This window comes from Nocardia abscessus NBRC 100374, from assembly GCF_000308455.1.
Taxonomy (GTDB): domain Bacteria; phylum Actinomycetota; class Actinomycetes; order Mycobacteriales; family Mycobacteriaceae; genus Nocardia; species Nocardia abscessus.
Genome location: NZ_BAFP01000046.1, coordinates 1 through 15424, shown reverse-complemented (window position 1 = coordinate 15424; position 15424 = coordinate 1). Strand labels below are relative to the sequence as shown.

At 66.9% G+C, this 15424-nt stretch carries 15 protein-coding genes; 8 read left to right on the top strand and 7 right to left on the bottom strand.

What is annotated here, in order from left to right:
• Positions 1-822, bottom strand: an 822-nt coding sequence (locus ON19_RS09580; RefSeq protein WP_169334167.1) for a helix-turn-helix domain-containing protein, incomplete at its 3' end; no start/stop codon positions are given.
• A gap of 307 nt (positions 823-1129) precedes the next feature.
• Between ON19_RS09580 and ON19_RS09575 the strand changes: the two genes are divergently transcribed.
• Both ON19_RS09575 and ON19_RS09565 read left to right on the top strand, forming a co-directional pair.
• Positions 1130-1516 carry a hypothetical protein gene (locus ON19_RS09575; RefSeq protein ID WP_043689216.1) on the top strand — a complete coding sequence of 129 codons (387 nt, stop codon included), beginning with the start codon at positions 1130-1132 and terminating at the stop codon, positions 1514-1516.
• Between the two features lie 340 nt (positions 1517-1856).
• Complete coding sequence (locus ON19_RS09565; RefSeq protein ID WP_043689211.1) at positions 1857-2318, top strand: DUF4254 domain-containing protein; 462 nt, start codon at positions 1857-1859, stop codon at positions 2316-2318.
• A gap of 175 nt (positions 2319-2493) precedes the next feature.
• On the opposite strand, the gene ON19_RS09560 is transcribed toward ON19_RS09565, so the two are convergent.
• A complete protein-coding gene (locus ON19_RS09560; protein WP_043689209.1) occupies positions 2494-3366 on the bottom strand; it encodes a TetR/AcrR family transcriptional regulator in 873 nt (290 codons plus the stop codon).
• 66 nt (positions 3367-3432) lie between these two features.
• On the opposite strand from ON19_RS09560, the gene ON19_RS09555 reads away from it, so the two are divergent.
• Positions 3433-5166: a right-handed parallel beta-helix repeat-containing protein gene (locus ON19_RS09555; protein WP_043689207.1), complete on the top strand. Its 1734-nt coding sequence runs from the start codon at positions 3433-3435 to the stop codon at positions 5164-5166.
• 262 nt (positions 5167-5428) lie between these two features.
• Here the strand turns inward: ON19_RS09555 and ON19_RS09550 are convergent, their stop codons facing one another.
• Entirely contained in the window at positions 5429-5845 is a 417-nt protein-coding gene (locus tag ON19_RS09550) for a cytochrome c oxidase subunit 4 (RefSeq protein ID WP_040865876.1), read from the bottom strand.
• A 14-nt stretch (positions 5846-5859) separates the two neighbouring features.
• Positions 5860-6951 carry an aa3-type cytochrome oxidase subunit II gene (gene ctaC / locus ON19_RS09545; RefSeq protein WP_051168684.1) on the bottom strand — a complete coding sequence of 364 codons (1092 nt, stop codon included), beginning with the start codon at positions 6949-6951 and terminating at the stop codon, positions 5860-5862.
• A gap of 364 nt (positions 6952-7315) precedes the next feature.
• Between ctaC and asnB the strand changes: the two genes are divergently transcribed.
• On the top strand, positions 7316-9259 hold the full coding sequence (asnB, locus tag ON19_RS09540; protein ID WP_043689204.1) for an asparagine synthase (glutamine-hydrolyzing): 1944 nt from the start codon (positions 7316-7318) through the stop codon (positions 9257-9259).
• A 79-nt stretch (positions 9260-9338) separates the two neighbouring features.
• Here the strand turns inward: asnB and ON19_RS09535 are convergent, their stop codons facing one another.
• Together ON19_RS09535 and ON19_RS09530 are read right to left on the bottom strand one after the other, a co-directional pair.
• Positions 9339-10307: a carbohydrate kinase family protein gene (locus ON19_RS09535; protein ID WP_043689202.1), complete on the bottom strand. Its 969-nt coding sequence runs from the start codon at positions 10305-10307 to the stop codon at positions 9339-9341.
• A gap of 263 nt (positions 10308-10570) precedes the next feature.
• A complete protein-coding gene (locus ON19_RS09530) occupies positions 10571-10921 on the bottom strand; it encodes a HesB/IscA family protein (RefSeq protein ID WP_043689200.1) in 351 nt (116 codons plus the stop codon).
• A 197-nt stretch (positions 10922-11118) separates the two neighbouring features.
• Between ON19_RS09530 and ON19_RS09525 the strand changes: the two genes are divergently transcribed.
• Positions 11119-11790, top strand: a complete 672-nt coding sequence (locus ON19_RS09525; protein ID WP_043689198.1) for a DUF3043 domain-containing protein — start codon at positions 11119-11121, stop codon at positions 11788-11790.
• A 592-nt stretch (positions 11791-12382) separates the two neighbouring features.
• On the opposite strand, the gene ON19_RS41735 is transcribed toward ON19_RS09525, so the two are convergent.
• Positions 12383-12544, bottom strand: coding sequence for a hypothetical protein (locus ON19_RS41735; protein WP_157229638.1), 162 nt, complete (start codon positions 12542-12544; stop codon positions 12383-12385).
• An 85-nt stretch (positions 12545-12629) separates the two neighbouring features.
• Between ON19_RS41735 and ON19_RS09520 the strand changes: the two genes are divergently transcribed.
• The 3 genes from ON19_RS09520 to ON19_RS09510 all read left to right on the top strand — a co-directional run.
• On the top strand, positions 12630-13598 hold the full coding sequence (locus ON19_RS09520) for a helix-turn-helix domain-containing protein (RefSeq protein WP_043689196.1): 969 nt from the start codon (positions 12630-12632) through the stop codon (positions 13596-13598).
• 655 nt (positions 13599-14253) lie between these two features.
• Positions 14254-14808 (top strand): bifunctional adenosylcobinamide kinase/adenosylcobinamide-phosphate guanylyltransferase, encoded by a 555-nt coding sequence (cobU, locus tag ON19_RS09515; protein ID WP_043689194.1) that lies wholly within the window; start codon positions 14254-14256, stop codon positions 14806-14808.
• A 298-nt stretch (positions 14809-15106) separates the two neighbouring features.
• Positions 15107-15424, top strand: a 318-nt coding sequence (locus ON19_RS09510; RefSeq protein ID WP_043689191.1) for a nicotinate-nucleotide--dimethylbenzimidazole phosphoribosyltransferase, incomplete at its 3' end; no start/stop codon positions are given.

The window sequence follows — 15424 nt, the reverse complement described above, 5'->3', positions numbered from 1 at the left end:
ACTGTAAAGCCTGACCTCCTCGGGCTTCTCGAGGTATACGTCTGCAGATGGCCCGCCTTCCAGGTAGACGATCGGAGGCTCGACGGGTTGACCTTTGGCGTTCGTCTCGAACTCCATGATGCTGAAGGGGCCGTGCAGGATGCCCCAGGTTGATCCGGCCTCGTACGGCTGAATCCGCACCGTGACGTTGGGAAGCTTGCTGATCTCCGCCAAGTGTCGGCGCTGAGCCGCCATTACCTTTCGGCCGCCGATGTTTCGGTGCAGCGCGGACTCGTGCAGGAGCAGTTCCAGTTCCAGCGGGCTCGACTTGCGCGTAATCATGGTTTGTCTCCTCATACGCAGTTCGACGCGGCGGCTGATCTCCTCCTGCTCGCCGCCTCGATAGAAAGCCGAGATCAGCGCGCGTGCATAGTCAGGTGTCTGGAGGAGGCCATGGACCTGCTCGTGGTACTGCGTCAGTCGTCTCGCTGATGCCTCCAGCCCGACGTACATGTTGAACGCGGTGGAGTACAGACCCCCGTAGGCGTGATACCAACTCTGCGTCTTGGCCAGCGCCGCAAGGCCGATAGCGCTCTGAGTGTCGTCCGAGCTGACGCCGAACAGCTCGCACAGAGCTCGGACGTCTTGCTTGCGGACCTTCTGGGTTTGGCCGGTCTCGATCCGTTGGAGTGCGGGCGGGGACAACTCGACCAGCTTCGCCGCAGCGGCGAGGGTGAACCCGTTCGCTTCCCGAGACTCGCGTAGGAAGCGACCGAGTTGGCGCCTCGGCAGTGTCGAGCTGCGTCCGGTGTCGGTGGTGTCGTCATCGATGCCGCTGGTCATGGCCTCCCCCTTCATTCGCGGAATCGGATCGAGCCGCACACGAAATCGGTTCAGTTCTACCGCACTGCCGGATCACGGCATGCAGTAACGGATGAAATTCGACCGGATATCCGATTCCTGTGGAACCGATCCGGTGCTGGTGATGTGCTTGGTCCCGGCGTTCGGGTGAAACCTCCAGGTTGGAGTTGGAGGCTCGAACCTGCTGAAGCCGCAACAACTTCACCCATGCCCGGGTCCGTCGGCTGCCGCCAGCAGCTCCGAGCCGGACGCCGCACATACCAACCCACTGATCATGTTCGGGGGAACAATGACATACACCCACAGAATCGAGCCGCCGATTACCGACGGGTTCGCGCCACCATCCATCGCCCGGCCGAAGGCCATTGGGTTCGTGCGCAGCGACGTATCCGGACGGCACGCGCCGCGTCACGCCGACGAGGTTCAGCGGTATGCCCGCACCTCGGGCTATCAGTACGTGTACACCGTCCGGCCTCCAGCCGACGAGCAGGATCCGATCCGGTTCGCGCTCCGCATCGCCGCCGGCCTCGGTGTCGAGATCATCGTCGCGTTCGATCTGGAGCAGGTGAACAACCAGCCCACACTGATCTGCGACGAAGGTTATGACCTGGAGACGGTGTCACCACAGGGCACTTGGGTCCGTTCAACTCCTGAACTCCGGATCGGGGCGGCCTGATGGACGAAGCCACCCTGATCACCCCGCCGACCATCTGCATCCTCGCCGAGATCGAGTTGGCGCATCGGCAGATGCAACGACACCGTTCTTGCCGGATCGATCACTGCGCGTGGAAGTGGGTCGCGTACTGCACCCTGGTCCACCACTCCCGCATCGAACCACCGAGATCGAGCCCGCGCGAACGGGCGTCTCTGCGCGGAATCTCCTTTCCGACGGACGATACCGACCACCGGACGTACCTCCGCAGCGCGCCGAAAACCCAAACGCTTCAACAGGTTCTCGACGGACTCAACGCCCTGGCACGTGACATGCGCCGCACACCGAACGAATCGAGCGAGCGATGAATGCCAGCGGGCCACTCCTGCCTTCGAAGGACCTCGTGCTCGCAGCGTGCACGGGCAGAGTCCGTCATCCGCATCCCATCCTGGAGGCAGCGTACGAGCTGGCCGCGCTCCACGAAGAACGTTCGAACACGTCGGACGCGGCACGCCGGGAAATCGACCGCCATCGCACCAGGCTGACTCGAAGTATCGATCGTTGGGTCGCATCCGTATTGCCCCAGGCAGTGGGCGCGGCTTACATGCACACCGAAGCGGTCGGCGCGGTGATCGACCGTCTCGCCGGATACTCCGTGCTTGCTCACACCGCACTGAATCGCGACACCCAGCAGCCGCAGATCCACTACGTATGGGAACAACTTGCCGAACTCTCACTCGGCTACGGCGACCTGGCCTTCGAACTCACCGCAGGCACCCGCCGTCTCCCGAACCTGGTTGTCTCGCAGTCGGCTGTGCAGACATGACTCCCAGCAACCGCGTGCGACCTCCGGGTAGGTGACCTAGCAGCCATAACCCGAAGAGCCGGTCGCCCCTCCCCCTGCACAACCGGCCTCGACCAAATCTTCGGCCTGAGACACACGGCTTTCCGTGGAACGGATCCGAGGCTTGCAGGCGCCGCTGAATGGCCGGTGTTCGAGCTCAGACTCGGCGGGCTTTGCGCTTCCGGTACGCCTGCTGGCGGCAAGACGCTGAACAGTACATCCGAGGGCGCCCGGAGGCGGAGTGGTCCACCGGTGTGCCGCACACGATGCACACCTCATTATTGTCACCAGTTTCGTAACGCTGATGGATCAACAATTCGATGCCGTCCAGTAGCCGGGCGAGTCCGAACTCGAAGGGATTCTCCGGCAGATCGAAACCGCCCTCCTCCCACAGACGAGTGAGCGTGGGGTACTCGTGCAGTCGCTCGAACAGCGTGTCACGACCTGTCCACCAGTCTTCGTCGCTGATTCCGCTGCGTCGCGCGACCTCGGCCGCTTCTTGGAGCAGCAGTGCCTCGGAGTCCACGAACCGGCCGACAAGACCGACCACGGCGATCACCTCGACAGGGGGGAGCCCGGTGCCGGCGACCGCGTCCAGCATCTGCTCATAACGCGCGATGATGTGGGGCCCGGGCACGCGACGGCCCCGCACCTGCGCCAGCCAGGGATGGCGCCGACGCAGCTCCCAGGCATTTCTGGCGCACGCCTCGAGCCGTATCCGCCAATGACTCCCTTCGGGCGGGACCGGGCCGGTCTGCGCCTCACCTGCCACCGCGTCACACATCAGGTCGACGAGCTGTGCGCGCCCGGGCACGTGCCGGTAGAGCGACATAGTGGTGAAGCCCAGTCGTTCGGCCACCTTCCGCATCGACAATCCGGTCAGCCCCTCGGCATCTGCCAGCTCGATGCCCGCGTGCACGATCCGGTCGAGGCTCAGCCCCGGTCGCGACTCCGGTTTCGATCGCGTGCCCCGCGCACGCCACAGCAACTCCACCACCTGGTCCGGATCTTCGGCTTTGTCTTGCGTCATAGCGCCCTCCTCCGTATAAGGTATACACCTTGTGTACGCCATAAACACCACAGAGGTGATCAACTCATGACCGAACTGTTCGTCGACCCTCGGGGAGACGATTCCGCCCCCGGTACGCATGACCGTCCCTTCGCCACTCTCGGCCGTGCGCAGATCGCGGCACGCAGCGTTGCCGATGAGGTCGTCGTCCAGCTCAGAGGCGGCACGCACGTGCTGGGCGAGCCTTGGGAACTCACCGCAGCCGACTCGGGAAGGGTCGTCTACCAGCCCTACGGATACGGCACCACCGCGCAGGAGAAGGCTGTCGTCAGCGGTGGCCGTCTCCTCACCGGATGGCGGGTGGAAAGCGGTGTCTGGCTGGCCGAGGTGGGTGACCTGGATACCCGGCAGCTGTACGTGAACGGCCGCCGGGCCGAACGAGCGGGGATCGACGGCCTTCCCGGCCTGGTCACCATGACCGAGACCGGCTATGTCACAGACAGCACCGAGCCACTGTCCTGGCATAGCCCGGGTGACGTGGAGTTCGTGCATCGGGGCGTCTACCCGTGGACGGAGGCTCGCTGCGGCGTTGCCTCGGTCTCAGCCGGCGACGGCGGCACCGTTATCACCATGGCCCAACCCGCGTTCGGACATGCGCTGGCTCTGTACAACTCCACTTGGGAAGGCCAGACCTCTCGGGGCCTCGGCCTGCCGACCCACGTCGAGAACGAGGCCGCGTTCCTCACCGAGCCCGGCACGTTCGTCCTGGACCGTTCACAGCCAGGCCGTCATCTTGTGCGATACCTGCCGAGGCCTGGCGAACATCCGGATCGCACGTCGGTTGTCGCACCGGTCCTGGAGACGTTGCTACGCGTCAGCGGTGTAAGTGGTGTCACATTCCGGGGGTTGACGTTCGCCGACGCCACCTGGCTGAGGCCGAGCGGCCCCGAGGGCTTCCTGCACTACCACGGGAGCGGCTTCTATACCGGCGGCCCGGTCCACACCGTTTCGCTCGGCGAGGGCGTCGGCTCGGTCACGGTGCCCGCCGAGTCCAGCACAATCCCCGCCTGCCTTGTGCTGGAGGAGGTTTCCGGCGTACGGATCGAAGACTGCCGATTCACTAGGTTGGGCGCCACCGGACTGGGAATTTCCGGCGGTGCGGACGTCACGGTGCGCGCGTGTGACTTCGACACGCTTTCGGCGGGGGCCCTGGTGGTCGACGGCAGCCGGTCGACCCTCGTGGAGGACAACCGGGTCCACCACGTCGGCCTGGAGTTCTCCGGCTCGCCGGGCATCGCGCTGACCGGCACAATCGGGTGCACGGTCGCACACAACCATATCGCCGACGTGCCCCACTGCGGCATCGTCGTCGGCCCCGGCCGGAAAACGGCCATCCTGCGCAACCTCACCACGGGCACCATGCAGGTGCTGGCGGACGGCGGAGGCATCTACTTGGCCGGCGAACAAGGCGACTCCCACGGCTCGGGCGCGATCATCCAGGGCAACGTGATCGAGGACACGCGCACGCCCTACAATTTCGGTCTCTACACCGACTACGGCGCAACCTGGGTGACGGTCGAAGAGAACGTGGTCGTCCGGGCCGACAGCACGGCCATCCTGCATGTCTCACCGCCGTTGGACAATGTCGTCTACCGCCGCAACTTCTTTGACGCCGACCCGATCGGCGCAGACGCCCCACCCCCCGGCGTCACCTACGAGGACAACACCACGATCACCGACGAATCCGAGCCCGAGGCAATGACCGCAGTGCGGGCCCGAGCCGGACTTCTACGCGAGACGCCCACCGCCACGTCCGCCTGATTCGGAAATTCGGTCAGCTTCGGGAGTTGCCCTCTGTCGTTGCGGTCACGGACTACCGCGCCGATGCTCTCCGAAAGTTCCCGATTGAGCATCTACGGTCCCGAAGACCTCGCTCAGGAACTCGACGACCGCCCACGCAAAACGCTCGGCTGGGGTATCCCAGCCGAGCGTTTTGCGTGATCTACTCACCATCTGAACAGTTAGGCGGTGTTGCGACGAACCCTGGAATTCAAGATTCCGATGGGGCGCTCAGCGAGACAACTCAGTGCTTCTCGGGCCCGAGGTAGTACTCGAACACCAACCCCGCGGCAGCCGCGAGCACGCAGACCACGCCGATGCCGATCAGCCAGAACTGGAAGAACGCGAGACCGAGGGCGGTCACCGAGCCGGCGGCGGCCAGGGTGATGGGCCAGAAGCTGCCGGGCGAGAAGAAGCCCAGGTCGCCGGCGCCGTCCACGATCTCGGCGTCCTCGTAGTCCTCCGGGCGCAGGTCGAGACGACGGGCGACGAACCGGAAGTAGGTGCCGATGATCAGCGACAGACCGGCGGTCAGCACGGTGGCCGTGGTGCCCGCCCACTCGACGCCGGTGCGCGACTGGCCGGTGAAGAAGCCGTAGACCACCGCCACGATGATGAAGAACACCGTGAGCAGTTCGAAAATCCGCGCTTCGATCTTCATGTCAGATCAAATCCTCACTTGCTCTCGGCCGAGGCCGCGCTCTTGATGTCGCGCCTGGTGTTGAACGGCGTGGTGGACGTGGCGACCGGCGACTCACCGATGGACTCCAGCGCCTCGGCATTGGTCTTGCCCGCCTGGCGCGCGTCCAGGTACTTGGTGAACTTCTCCGGCGTGACCGCGCGGACCTCGAAGTTCATCATCGAGTGGTAGGTGCCGCACATCTCGGCGCAGCGGCCGACGAACGCGCCTTCCTTCTCGATCTTGGTGATCTGGAAGACGTTGTCGGAGTTGTTTTCCTTCGGGTTCGGCATCACGTCGCGCTTGAACAGGAACTCCGGCACCCAGAAGGCGTGGATCACGTCGGCGGCGGCGAGCTGGAACTCGATGACCTTGCCGGTCGGCAGCACCAGGACCGGGATCTCGTTGCTGGAGCCGATCGTCTCGACCTTGTCGTAGTGCAGGTAGGACAGGATGTCGTTCTCCGGCTTGCCGTGCACCGGGCCCGGCTGCGGGTGACCGTCCTCGGTCCGCTCCTGGTACGCCTCGAGCTGTTCCTGGCTCAGCGACTCACGCGTGGTGTCGATGCCGTCGAACTTGTAACCGTCCTTGAAGTCGACGTTGCGGTAGCCGAACTTCCAGTTCCACTGGAAGGCGGTCACGTCGACCGTGACATCGGGGTTGGCCACCTTCTCGTGCACGTAGTTCTGCACGACCACGGTGAAGTAGAACAGCACGGCGATGATGACGAACGGGATCGCCGTGTAGGTCAGCTCCAGCGGCACGTTGTAGCCGGTCTGGCGCGGGAACTCCGGGGAGTCCGCCTTCTTGCGGTGGAACGCGACGGTCCAGAAGGTCAGGCCCCAGACCAGCACGCCCATCGCCAGCGCGGCGACGACCGACCAGGTCCACAGTTCCCGCATCCGGGTGGCCTGCGGCGTGATACCCGAGGGCCAGCCGAACCGCAGCCAAACATTGTCGATCGAGCAGCCCGAGACGAGCAGCGCGGTGATCCCCAAGGACACCGCCAGCCCGGCCCGCCGAAGGATGCGGCCCTGCCGACCCCGGGCGGGTCGTGCCCCGATCTCTTCGCTCGCCTTGTGCGCCACGCTCACGCCTTCCTGGTCGCCACACATTCCGACAGTGCATCGTGCGGGGCTGCGATCGGCCCCGACGATACGTTCTAAGCTCGTTTCAGGACGCTCTCCGGGCCAGCGCGTCCGCGCGGGTCGCCTGAGAGAGACCTGAGTACTACGCAGCGTAGACCAAACGCACCCCCCGTTTGTCGTCGGGTCGGCTTCGACACCTAGCCGGGCGCACCCGGATCACCGTCACCAGCGATTCCGGCTGGGACGCGATGCGCACGACGCGCGAATCCGGTGGGTGCGGCATACTCGGACACTAGATTTCGTCCCCCCGCGCGCCATCCGGTGAGCGCGTATCCCGACTGCGAGAAATGAGGTTGCCGACGCCGTGTGTGGACTGCTCGGATTCCTGGCATCTGACGAGGCGGCACCCGACACGGTGGAGCAGGTCTACGACGCCTTGCACTGCGTGCGGCACCGCGGCCCGGACGAGCGCGGCACCTGGCACGACGACCGGGTGATCTTCGGCTTCAACCGTTTGTCGATCATCGACATCGAGCACTCGCACCAGCCGCTGCGCTGGGGCCCGCCGGGGCAGCCCGACCGCTATGCGCTGACCTTCAACGGCGAGATCTACAACTACCTGGAGCTGCGCGCGGAACTCACCGAGGCGCATGCCGAGGAGTTCCCGGACGGAAAGATCTTCCGGACCGAAGGCGACAGCGAGGCCATCGTCGCGGCGTTCCACTACTGGGGCCCCGAGGCGGTGCGGCGCCTGCGCGGCATGTTCGCGTTCGCGATCTGGGATACCGAGACCAGGGAGCTGTTCCTCGCTCGCGACCCGTTCGGCATCAAGCCGCTGTTCCTGGCCACGGGACCGGGCGGCACCGCGTTCGGCAGCGAGAAGAAGAGCCTGCTGGAGCTGCTGCCCGCGTTGCGGCTGAGCGACGCGCTGGACCCGCGGGCGCTGGAGCACTACACGGTGCTGCAATACGTGCCGGAGCCGGAGACGCTGCACAAGGACGTGCGCAGGCTCGAATCGGGCAGCTACGCCACCGTGCGGCCCGGCGCGGCTCCGGAGGTCACCCGCTACTTCACCCCGAAGTTCGCGGTACGCCCGTTCACGCCCGGTTCGGCGGCGGCGCGCTACCGGGAGATCGCCGCGGCGCTCGAGGACTCCGTCGCCAAGCACATGCGCGCCGACGTGACGGTCGGCTCGTTCCTGTCCGGCGGCATCGACTCCACCGCGGTCGCCGCGCTGGCCATGCGGCACAACCCGAAGCTGATCACGTTCACCACCGGGTTCGAGCGCGAGGGCTACTCGGAGGTGGACGTGGCCGCCGAGAGCGCCGAGGCGATCGGCGCGCGGCACGTGGTGAAGGTGGTCTCCCCCGCCGAGTTCGCCGCGGCGATCCCGGAGATCGTCTGGTACCTCGACGACCCGGTGGCCGACCCGGCGCTGGTCCCGCTGTACTTCGTCGCGAAGGAAGCGCGCAAGCACGTCAAGGTGGTGCTCTCCGGCGAAGGCGCCGACGAGTTGTTCGGCGGATACACCATCTACCGGGAACCTCTGTCGTTGAAACCGTTCGAGAAGCTGCCCCGCGGACTGCGCAGGCTGGCGGGCAAGCTTTCGGACCGGATCCCGGAAGGCACGAGGGGCAAGAGCCTGCTGCACCGCGGCTCACTCAGCCTGGAGGAGCGCTACTACGGCAACGCGCGCAGCTTCAACGACGCGCAGCTGCGCGCGGTGCTGCGCGAGTTCCGGCCGGAGTGGACACACCAGGACGTCACCGCGCCGCTGTACGCCCAGTCCCGTGGCTGGGATCCGGTGGCCCGCATGCAGCACTTGGACCTGTTCACCTGGCTGCGCGGCGACATCCTGGTCAAGGCCGACAAGATGACCATGGCCAACTCGCTGGAGTTGCGCGTGCCGTTCCTGGACTCCGAGGTGCTGAAGGTCGCCGAGGGCCTCCCGTTCGACCAGAAGATCACCAAGGAGACCACCAAGTACGCGCTGCGCCAGGCGCTGGAGGGCATCGTGCCGGCGCACGTGCTGCACCGCGCCAAGCTCGGCTTCCCCGTACCGCTGCGGCACTGGCTGCGCGGGACGGAACTCTACGACTGGGCTCAGCAGCAGATCGCCGAGTCGCAGACCGACCACCTGCTGAACAAGGCCGCGATCAGCGAGATGCTGGTCGCGCACCGGGCCGGAACCGCCGATCACAGCCGCAGGCTGTGGACACTGCTGGTGTTCATGGTGTGGCACGGCATCTTCGTCGAAGACCGGATCAAGCCGGAGATCCAGGAACCGGTCTACCCCGTTTCGCTATAGCTCGGCCGATCGGTAGTTGCGCTGTGCACAGCTGGAGCCCGCCGTCGATGACAGCGGGCCCCAGTGTGTCGAATCGTAACTACAGCAGCGGCTTGATGTCGGCCGCGGCTTCGGGCCCGTAGGCCTGAGTGAGGCGCTCCAGCGCGGACTCCTTGTTGAGCGTCCACTCCTGAGTGCCCATGGTCTCCAGCACGAGCACGGCGATCAGTGATCCCAGCTGCGCGGAACGCTCCAGGCTCAGCCCGGCAGTGTGCGCGGTGAGGAAGCCTGCGCGGAAGGCGTCGCCGACGCCGGTCGGCTCGACCTTCTCGGTCTCGGGCACCACGCCGACGGTCACCTCGGTGCCGTCGCGGTCGACGATCCGCACCCCCTCCGCGCCCAGGGTGGTGACGCGGATGCCGACCTTCTGGGCGACCTCCTCCTCGCTCAGACCGGTCTTCTGCAGCAGCAGCGCCCACTCGTACTTGTTCGTGAACAGGTACGCGGCGCCGTCGATGAGCTGCACCGACTGGTCGCCGTCCAAGCGGGCCAACTGCTGGGAGGGATCGGCGGCGAACGGAATGCCGAGTTCGCGGCACTCGGCGGTGTGCCGCAGCATCGCCTCGGGGTCGTTGGCGCCGACCAGGACGAGGTCGAACTCGTGGGTCTCGGCGAGCTCGGCGATGGAGATGTCGCGAGCCTCGCTCATCGCGCCGGGGTAGAACGACGCGATCTGGGCCATGTCGTCATCGGTGGTGCAGACGAAACGGGCGGTGTGCGCACGATCGGAGACCAGCACGGTGGAGCAATCCACGCCGTGCTTCTCCAACCAGGCGCGATACTCGCCGAAATCGGCGCCGACGGCGCCGACGAGCAGGGGCGCGCGATTGAGCAGGCCCATGGCGTAGACGATGTTGCCGCCGACGCCACCGCGACGGATCTGCAGATCGTCGACGAGGAAGCTCAGCGACACGTGGTCGAGCTGGTCGGCCAGCAGTACGTCGGCGAACCGTCCGGGAAAACGCATGAGGTGGTCGGTCGCAATGGACGCGGAAACGGCGATGGACACGTGGCTGGGCCCTTCAACTGTAGGCGGCAGGCGGTCAAGACCGGGACAACGAAGTCCCGATCTCGATCTCACCGTAGCGGATCCGCCTCACCGATTCGGGCGCAGCTGCGCACGCGCATAGTCAAACTGGGCAACTGATTTCGCGCGACATGGGTAACTCGTCGGGACCGCCCAGAACTCGAGCGGCACCCGACGCATGACCTGAACGTGAGATCCACGTCTCCCGACCGGTCCGGCCTCGAGCCCCGGAAAGGCGGGCAGGCTCAGTTGAAGGAGTCGCCGCAGGCGCAGGAGCCGGTGGCGTTCGGGTTGTCGATGGTGAAGCCCTGCTTCTCGATGGTGTCGACGAAGTCGATCGAGGCGCCCTGCACGTACGGCGCGCTCATCCGGTCGACGGCCAGCTTGACGCCGCCGAAGTCGACGGTCAGGTCGCCGTCGAGCGAGCGGTCGTCGAAGAACAGCTGGTAGCGCAGGCCGGCACAACCACCCGGCTGCACCGCGATCCGCAGCGCCAGGTCGTCGCGTCCCTCCTGGTCCAGCAGTGCCTTCGCCTTCGAGGCGGCGGCGTCGGTCAGAGTCACACCGTGGGTGGTGGTCTCGTTCTGCACAGTCATGAACTCTCCTCGAGGAACCTGTGGTCAACCCGTGAACAGCGCACGGGTCGTGTTTGTCAACACCACTCGGCCGGCTGCTATTCCTCCATCTTGCCATCACCTGATCCGTGGTGGCACGCAACCTGCGTGAGCCCGCACACTCCCGGCGAATCGGACCGCATTTCCCGCCGCGCAACCCATCGAATAGCCTGGTCGATGTGAAATTGTTCCGTCGCGGCGAGTCCAGCACCACCGACGCGACCGCCGAATCGACGGTGGTCACGGACGGCGACTCGGCCGCGGGCACCACCCGCACGGCCACCACGGCCACCGCGGGCAAGGGCCGTCCCACCCCGAAACGCCGTGACGCACAAAGCAAGCGCCGCGGACCGGTAGCACCCGCTCCGCTCACCGCGAAGGAGGCCCGCGCCCGGCGCAAGGCCACGAAGGGCACCAAGGAGGAGCGCAAGGCGGCCGCCGCCAAACGGCGCGAAGCCGCCGCGGATCGCCGCGAACGCATGCTCGCGGGCGAGGACAAGTACCTGCCGCACCGCGACCAAGGTCCGGTCCGGGCGTTCGTCCGTGACATCGTCGACGCCCGGCGCAACCTGGTCGGCCTGTTCATGCCGATGGCGCTGGTGCTGATCCTGTCGATGTTCGTCGCGCCCGCGCTGCAGACCATCGTCACGCTGGCCATGCTCGTGATGATGTTGTTCATGGGGATCGAGGGCTTCCTGCTCGGCCGAGTCGTGAACAACCGGGTCAGGGAACGCTTCCCGGAGACCACCGACATCGGCTACCGGCTCGGCTGGTACGCCTTCGTCCGCGCCTCCCAGATCCGCAAGATGCGCGCCCCGAAGCCGCGCGTCAACCCGGGCGAGGCTGTGTAGTTTTTCCAGCGCCTTCGGCGCTGGGTGTTCGCGGCCCCCTTGTGGTTCGCGTCCGAGTGGCCGCCGCTTGCTCCTTCGTCGCCTACGCGGCGGCCACTCGGACGCGAACCGGGCCGCGAACGGTGCATGCTCGGTCTCGCTTCGCTCGAAACCCGTGGTCGCGGTGCGCTGGGCGCGTAAATATGGAACTCGCTGTCCGGTGCACGCGGTTTGTAGTGGTCGACCGTTGGCTCGACCCGGCCGCCGCTGCTTCGTCGCGGACACGGCGGTCTCTCGGAGGCGAGCCGGGCCGTGAACGGTGCATGCTCGGTCTCGCTTCGCTCGAAACCCGTGTGCGCTGGCGCGTAGGTATGGAACTCGCTGTCCGGTGCACGCGGTTTGTAGTGGTCGGCTGGTGGCTCGGCCCGGCCGCCGCTGGCTGCTTCGTCGCGGACGCGGCGGCCGCTCGGACGTGAGCCGGGCCGTGAACGGCAGATGTTCGGTCTCGTTTCGCTCGAAATCGGGGGTTTGGCCGGGGCCGCGCGAAGGAGTAACCGGGGCATACAAGGCTGGCTGCGCCCTGTTGGTTAGGAGGCGGCCCGTTCCATCCTGCTCAGCGGTGGTGGTTGTTCCGGCCGAGCATTGCCGTCAGTTCGGAGTGCAACCGCTGTGCGTCGCGGTCGATGACGTCCGACGAGCCCGCGCGCCCCGTGCTGTGGGCGATGACTGTGGCGAAAGCCACGATGGCTGCCAGGGAGACGAGGAAAGTAACCATGGCAGTAATTTTGCGTTCCATGATTTACCGCCGAAAGTGGCGGTACTGACATTGTTCGCAAAAATACAGCCAGTAGACTGGCGGCATGCTGTCGAAGGTCGCCGTGGTGCTGTCCGAACGCATGGCCATGTTCGAATTCGGGGTCATCTGTGAGGTTTTCGGGCTGGACCGTACGGCCGACGGGCTGCCCGCCTTCGATTTCCGGGTGTGTGGCGCGGAGCCGGGCGTCCCACTGCACTCGACCAGTCCTGGGATAACCGTCACACCGGAGTACGGGCTCACGGAGCTGTCGGCGGCCGATCTGGTGGCCATCCCGGCCGCCGCGACCGACCGCGGGTTCGATGCGCGGGTCGTCGCCGCCGTCCGCGACGCGGCGGCAGCCGGGGCGACGGTGCTCACCGTATGTTCCGGAGCCTTCCTGGCCGGGGCAGCCGGACTGCTCGACGGCCGCAAATGCACCACCCACTGGCGCTATGTCGAGAAACTCGCCGACGAGTATCCCGAAGCGACCGTCGATCCGGACGTGCTGTTCGTCGACGAGGGCGATCTGATCACCAGCGCGGGCACCGCCGCGGGTATCGATGCCTGCCTGCACCTGGTGCGGCGCGAACTCGGCAGCGGCGTTGCCAACGCGATCGCGCGGCGCATGGTGGTCCCGCCGCAGCGCGACGGCGGGCAGCGCCAGTTCATCGAACGCCCCGTCGCCCCCTGCACCTCCGACAGCCTCACCCCCACGTTGGCCTGGATGAACGAGCATCTCGACCTGCCGCACACCGTCGAAGACCTGGCCACCCGCGCCAACATGTCCACCCGCACCTTCGCCCGCCGCTTCGCCGCCGAGACCGGAACCACTCCGGTGAAATGGCTCACCAATCAGCGCGTGCTGCTGGCCGAGCAGCTGCTGGAGGAAACCGACCTCGGACTGGAGCACATCGCCGCCCGCTCCGGCTTCGGCTCCGGCGCCCTCCTGCGCCACCATTTCCAACGTCTGGTCGGCATCGCTCCCACCGAATACCGCCGCCGCTTCGGCCGCAGCCCGGAGGAATCGGCCTGATTTCGCCAAGGGCCCGCGTTCAGCTCCGCCCGCGCGACGTCCCCGGTCAGAGTTGCGACTCCACCTGGTGCCGCTGGGTCTGCGAGATGCGCCCAGGCCCGGCCTTGCCGGCGCGAGACGGATCGGCAGACGCTTCCACGGCGGCCGCACAACCACGGCACCGGAATCGGATACCTCGATCCACCGGCATCCCCGACCAGAGCCACCGCGCCTGGCAGGCGCATGCCGCCGGTGTCCACGAGACGCGCCCTAGCCCGACCCTGCCAGGGCGAGACGGATCGGCAGACGCTTCCTCGGCGGCCGTACAACCACGACGCCGGGATCGGATACCACGATCCGCCCCCGCAACGTCCCCGACCAGAGCTGCCACCGCACTTCTGGCGGGCGAAGGCCCCTGGGGGTCCGCGAGACGCGCCCTAGCCCGGCCCTGGCAGGGCGAGACGGATCGGCAGATGCTGCGTCGTCGGCCGCACAACCACGACGCCGGGATCGGATACCACGATCCGCCCCCGCAACGTCCCCGACCAGAGCTGCCCGTCACCTGGCAGGCCGATGCCGTGGCGGTCCGCGAGAGATGCGTCTCGGTGCGGCACGCCGGGGTGAGGTGGAGCTGCAGACGTCCAGCGGTCCGCTGTTCGGTTGATACCGTGCATCCGTGTCACAAAACCCCTCGTCCGCGGCGCCACGAAGCACCCTCGTTCTCGGTGGCGCGCGGTCCGGGAAGTCGGCGTTCGCGGAGGACCTGGCGGTGCGGGCGGGAGGCCCGGTGCGCTATCTCGCCACCGCGATGCCCGATCCCGACGACCATGATTTCGCCGAGCGCATCGCCAAGCACCGCGGGCGGCGCCCGATGGGCTGGTCGACCATCGAAAGCGCCGATCCGGCAACGATTCTCACCGAACCCACGCCTTCGGCCTGCACCCTGATCGATGACATCGGCACCTGGCTCACCGCCCGCATCGACGCGCGCGACGCCTGGGAAGCCCCGCGCGGCACGGTCTCCCCCGACACCGACGCGCTGGTCGCAGCCGTCGCCGCCTATAACGGCGATCTCGTGATCGTCAGCCCGGAGGTCGGCATGGGGGTCATCCCCGCCACTCGCTCCGGCCGCCTCTTCCGCGACGAGATCGGCACCCTCAACCAGCGCCTGGCCCAGGTCTGCGACGAAGCGTTCTTCGTCATCGCCGGTCTCCCGCTCCGGCTCAAATAGCAACAGGCCCCCTCGCACCTGCCCGCCCTGCCAGGAGCCGACTACTGGGCCGTCGTCCCGCACCGATCCGCTCGTCAAGCGGCGAGGTCAGGCCCGCGGTGATCATTTCTGCACCCATCGCTACCGCGCATCCGCACCCCTCTGCGCGGAATCGGAGAAAGCCATCGAGCGGCTCGCGGCCTCGGCGGCACTGCCGAGCGGGTGCGGCGGGGCCGGACATCCAGCCGACGGTGGGGCCGGGCAATGGCAAGATTGGGCGGCGTAGTCGGCGGAACCGCCATGACCGAAAGGCTCGATAGTGACGCACGGATTCGGACCGGTAGCGCCTCCGGACGCACAGTTTCGTGCGGCGGCCGAGCAGCGGCAGGCGCAGCTGACCAAACCCCATGGGGCACTGGGCCGACTGGAGCAACTCGGTAACTGGGTGGCGGCCTGCCAGGGCGCATGCCCGCCCCAGCAGTTCGAGCGCGCCCGGGTGGTGGTGTTCGCCGGGGATCACGGCGTCGCGCGGCACGGGGTGTCGGCGTATCCGAGCGAGGTCACCGCGCAGATGGTCGCGAACTTCCTGGGCGGCGGGGCCGCGGTGAACGCGCTCGCGGCCGTGGGCGCGACCGTC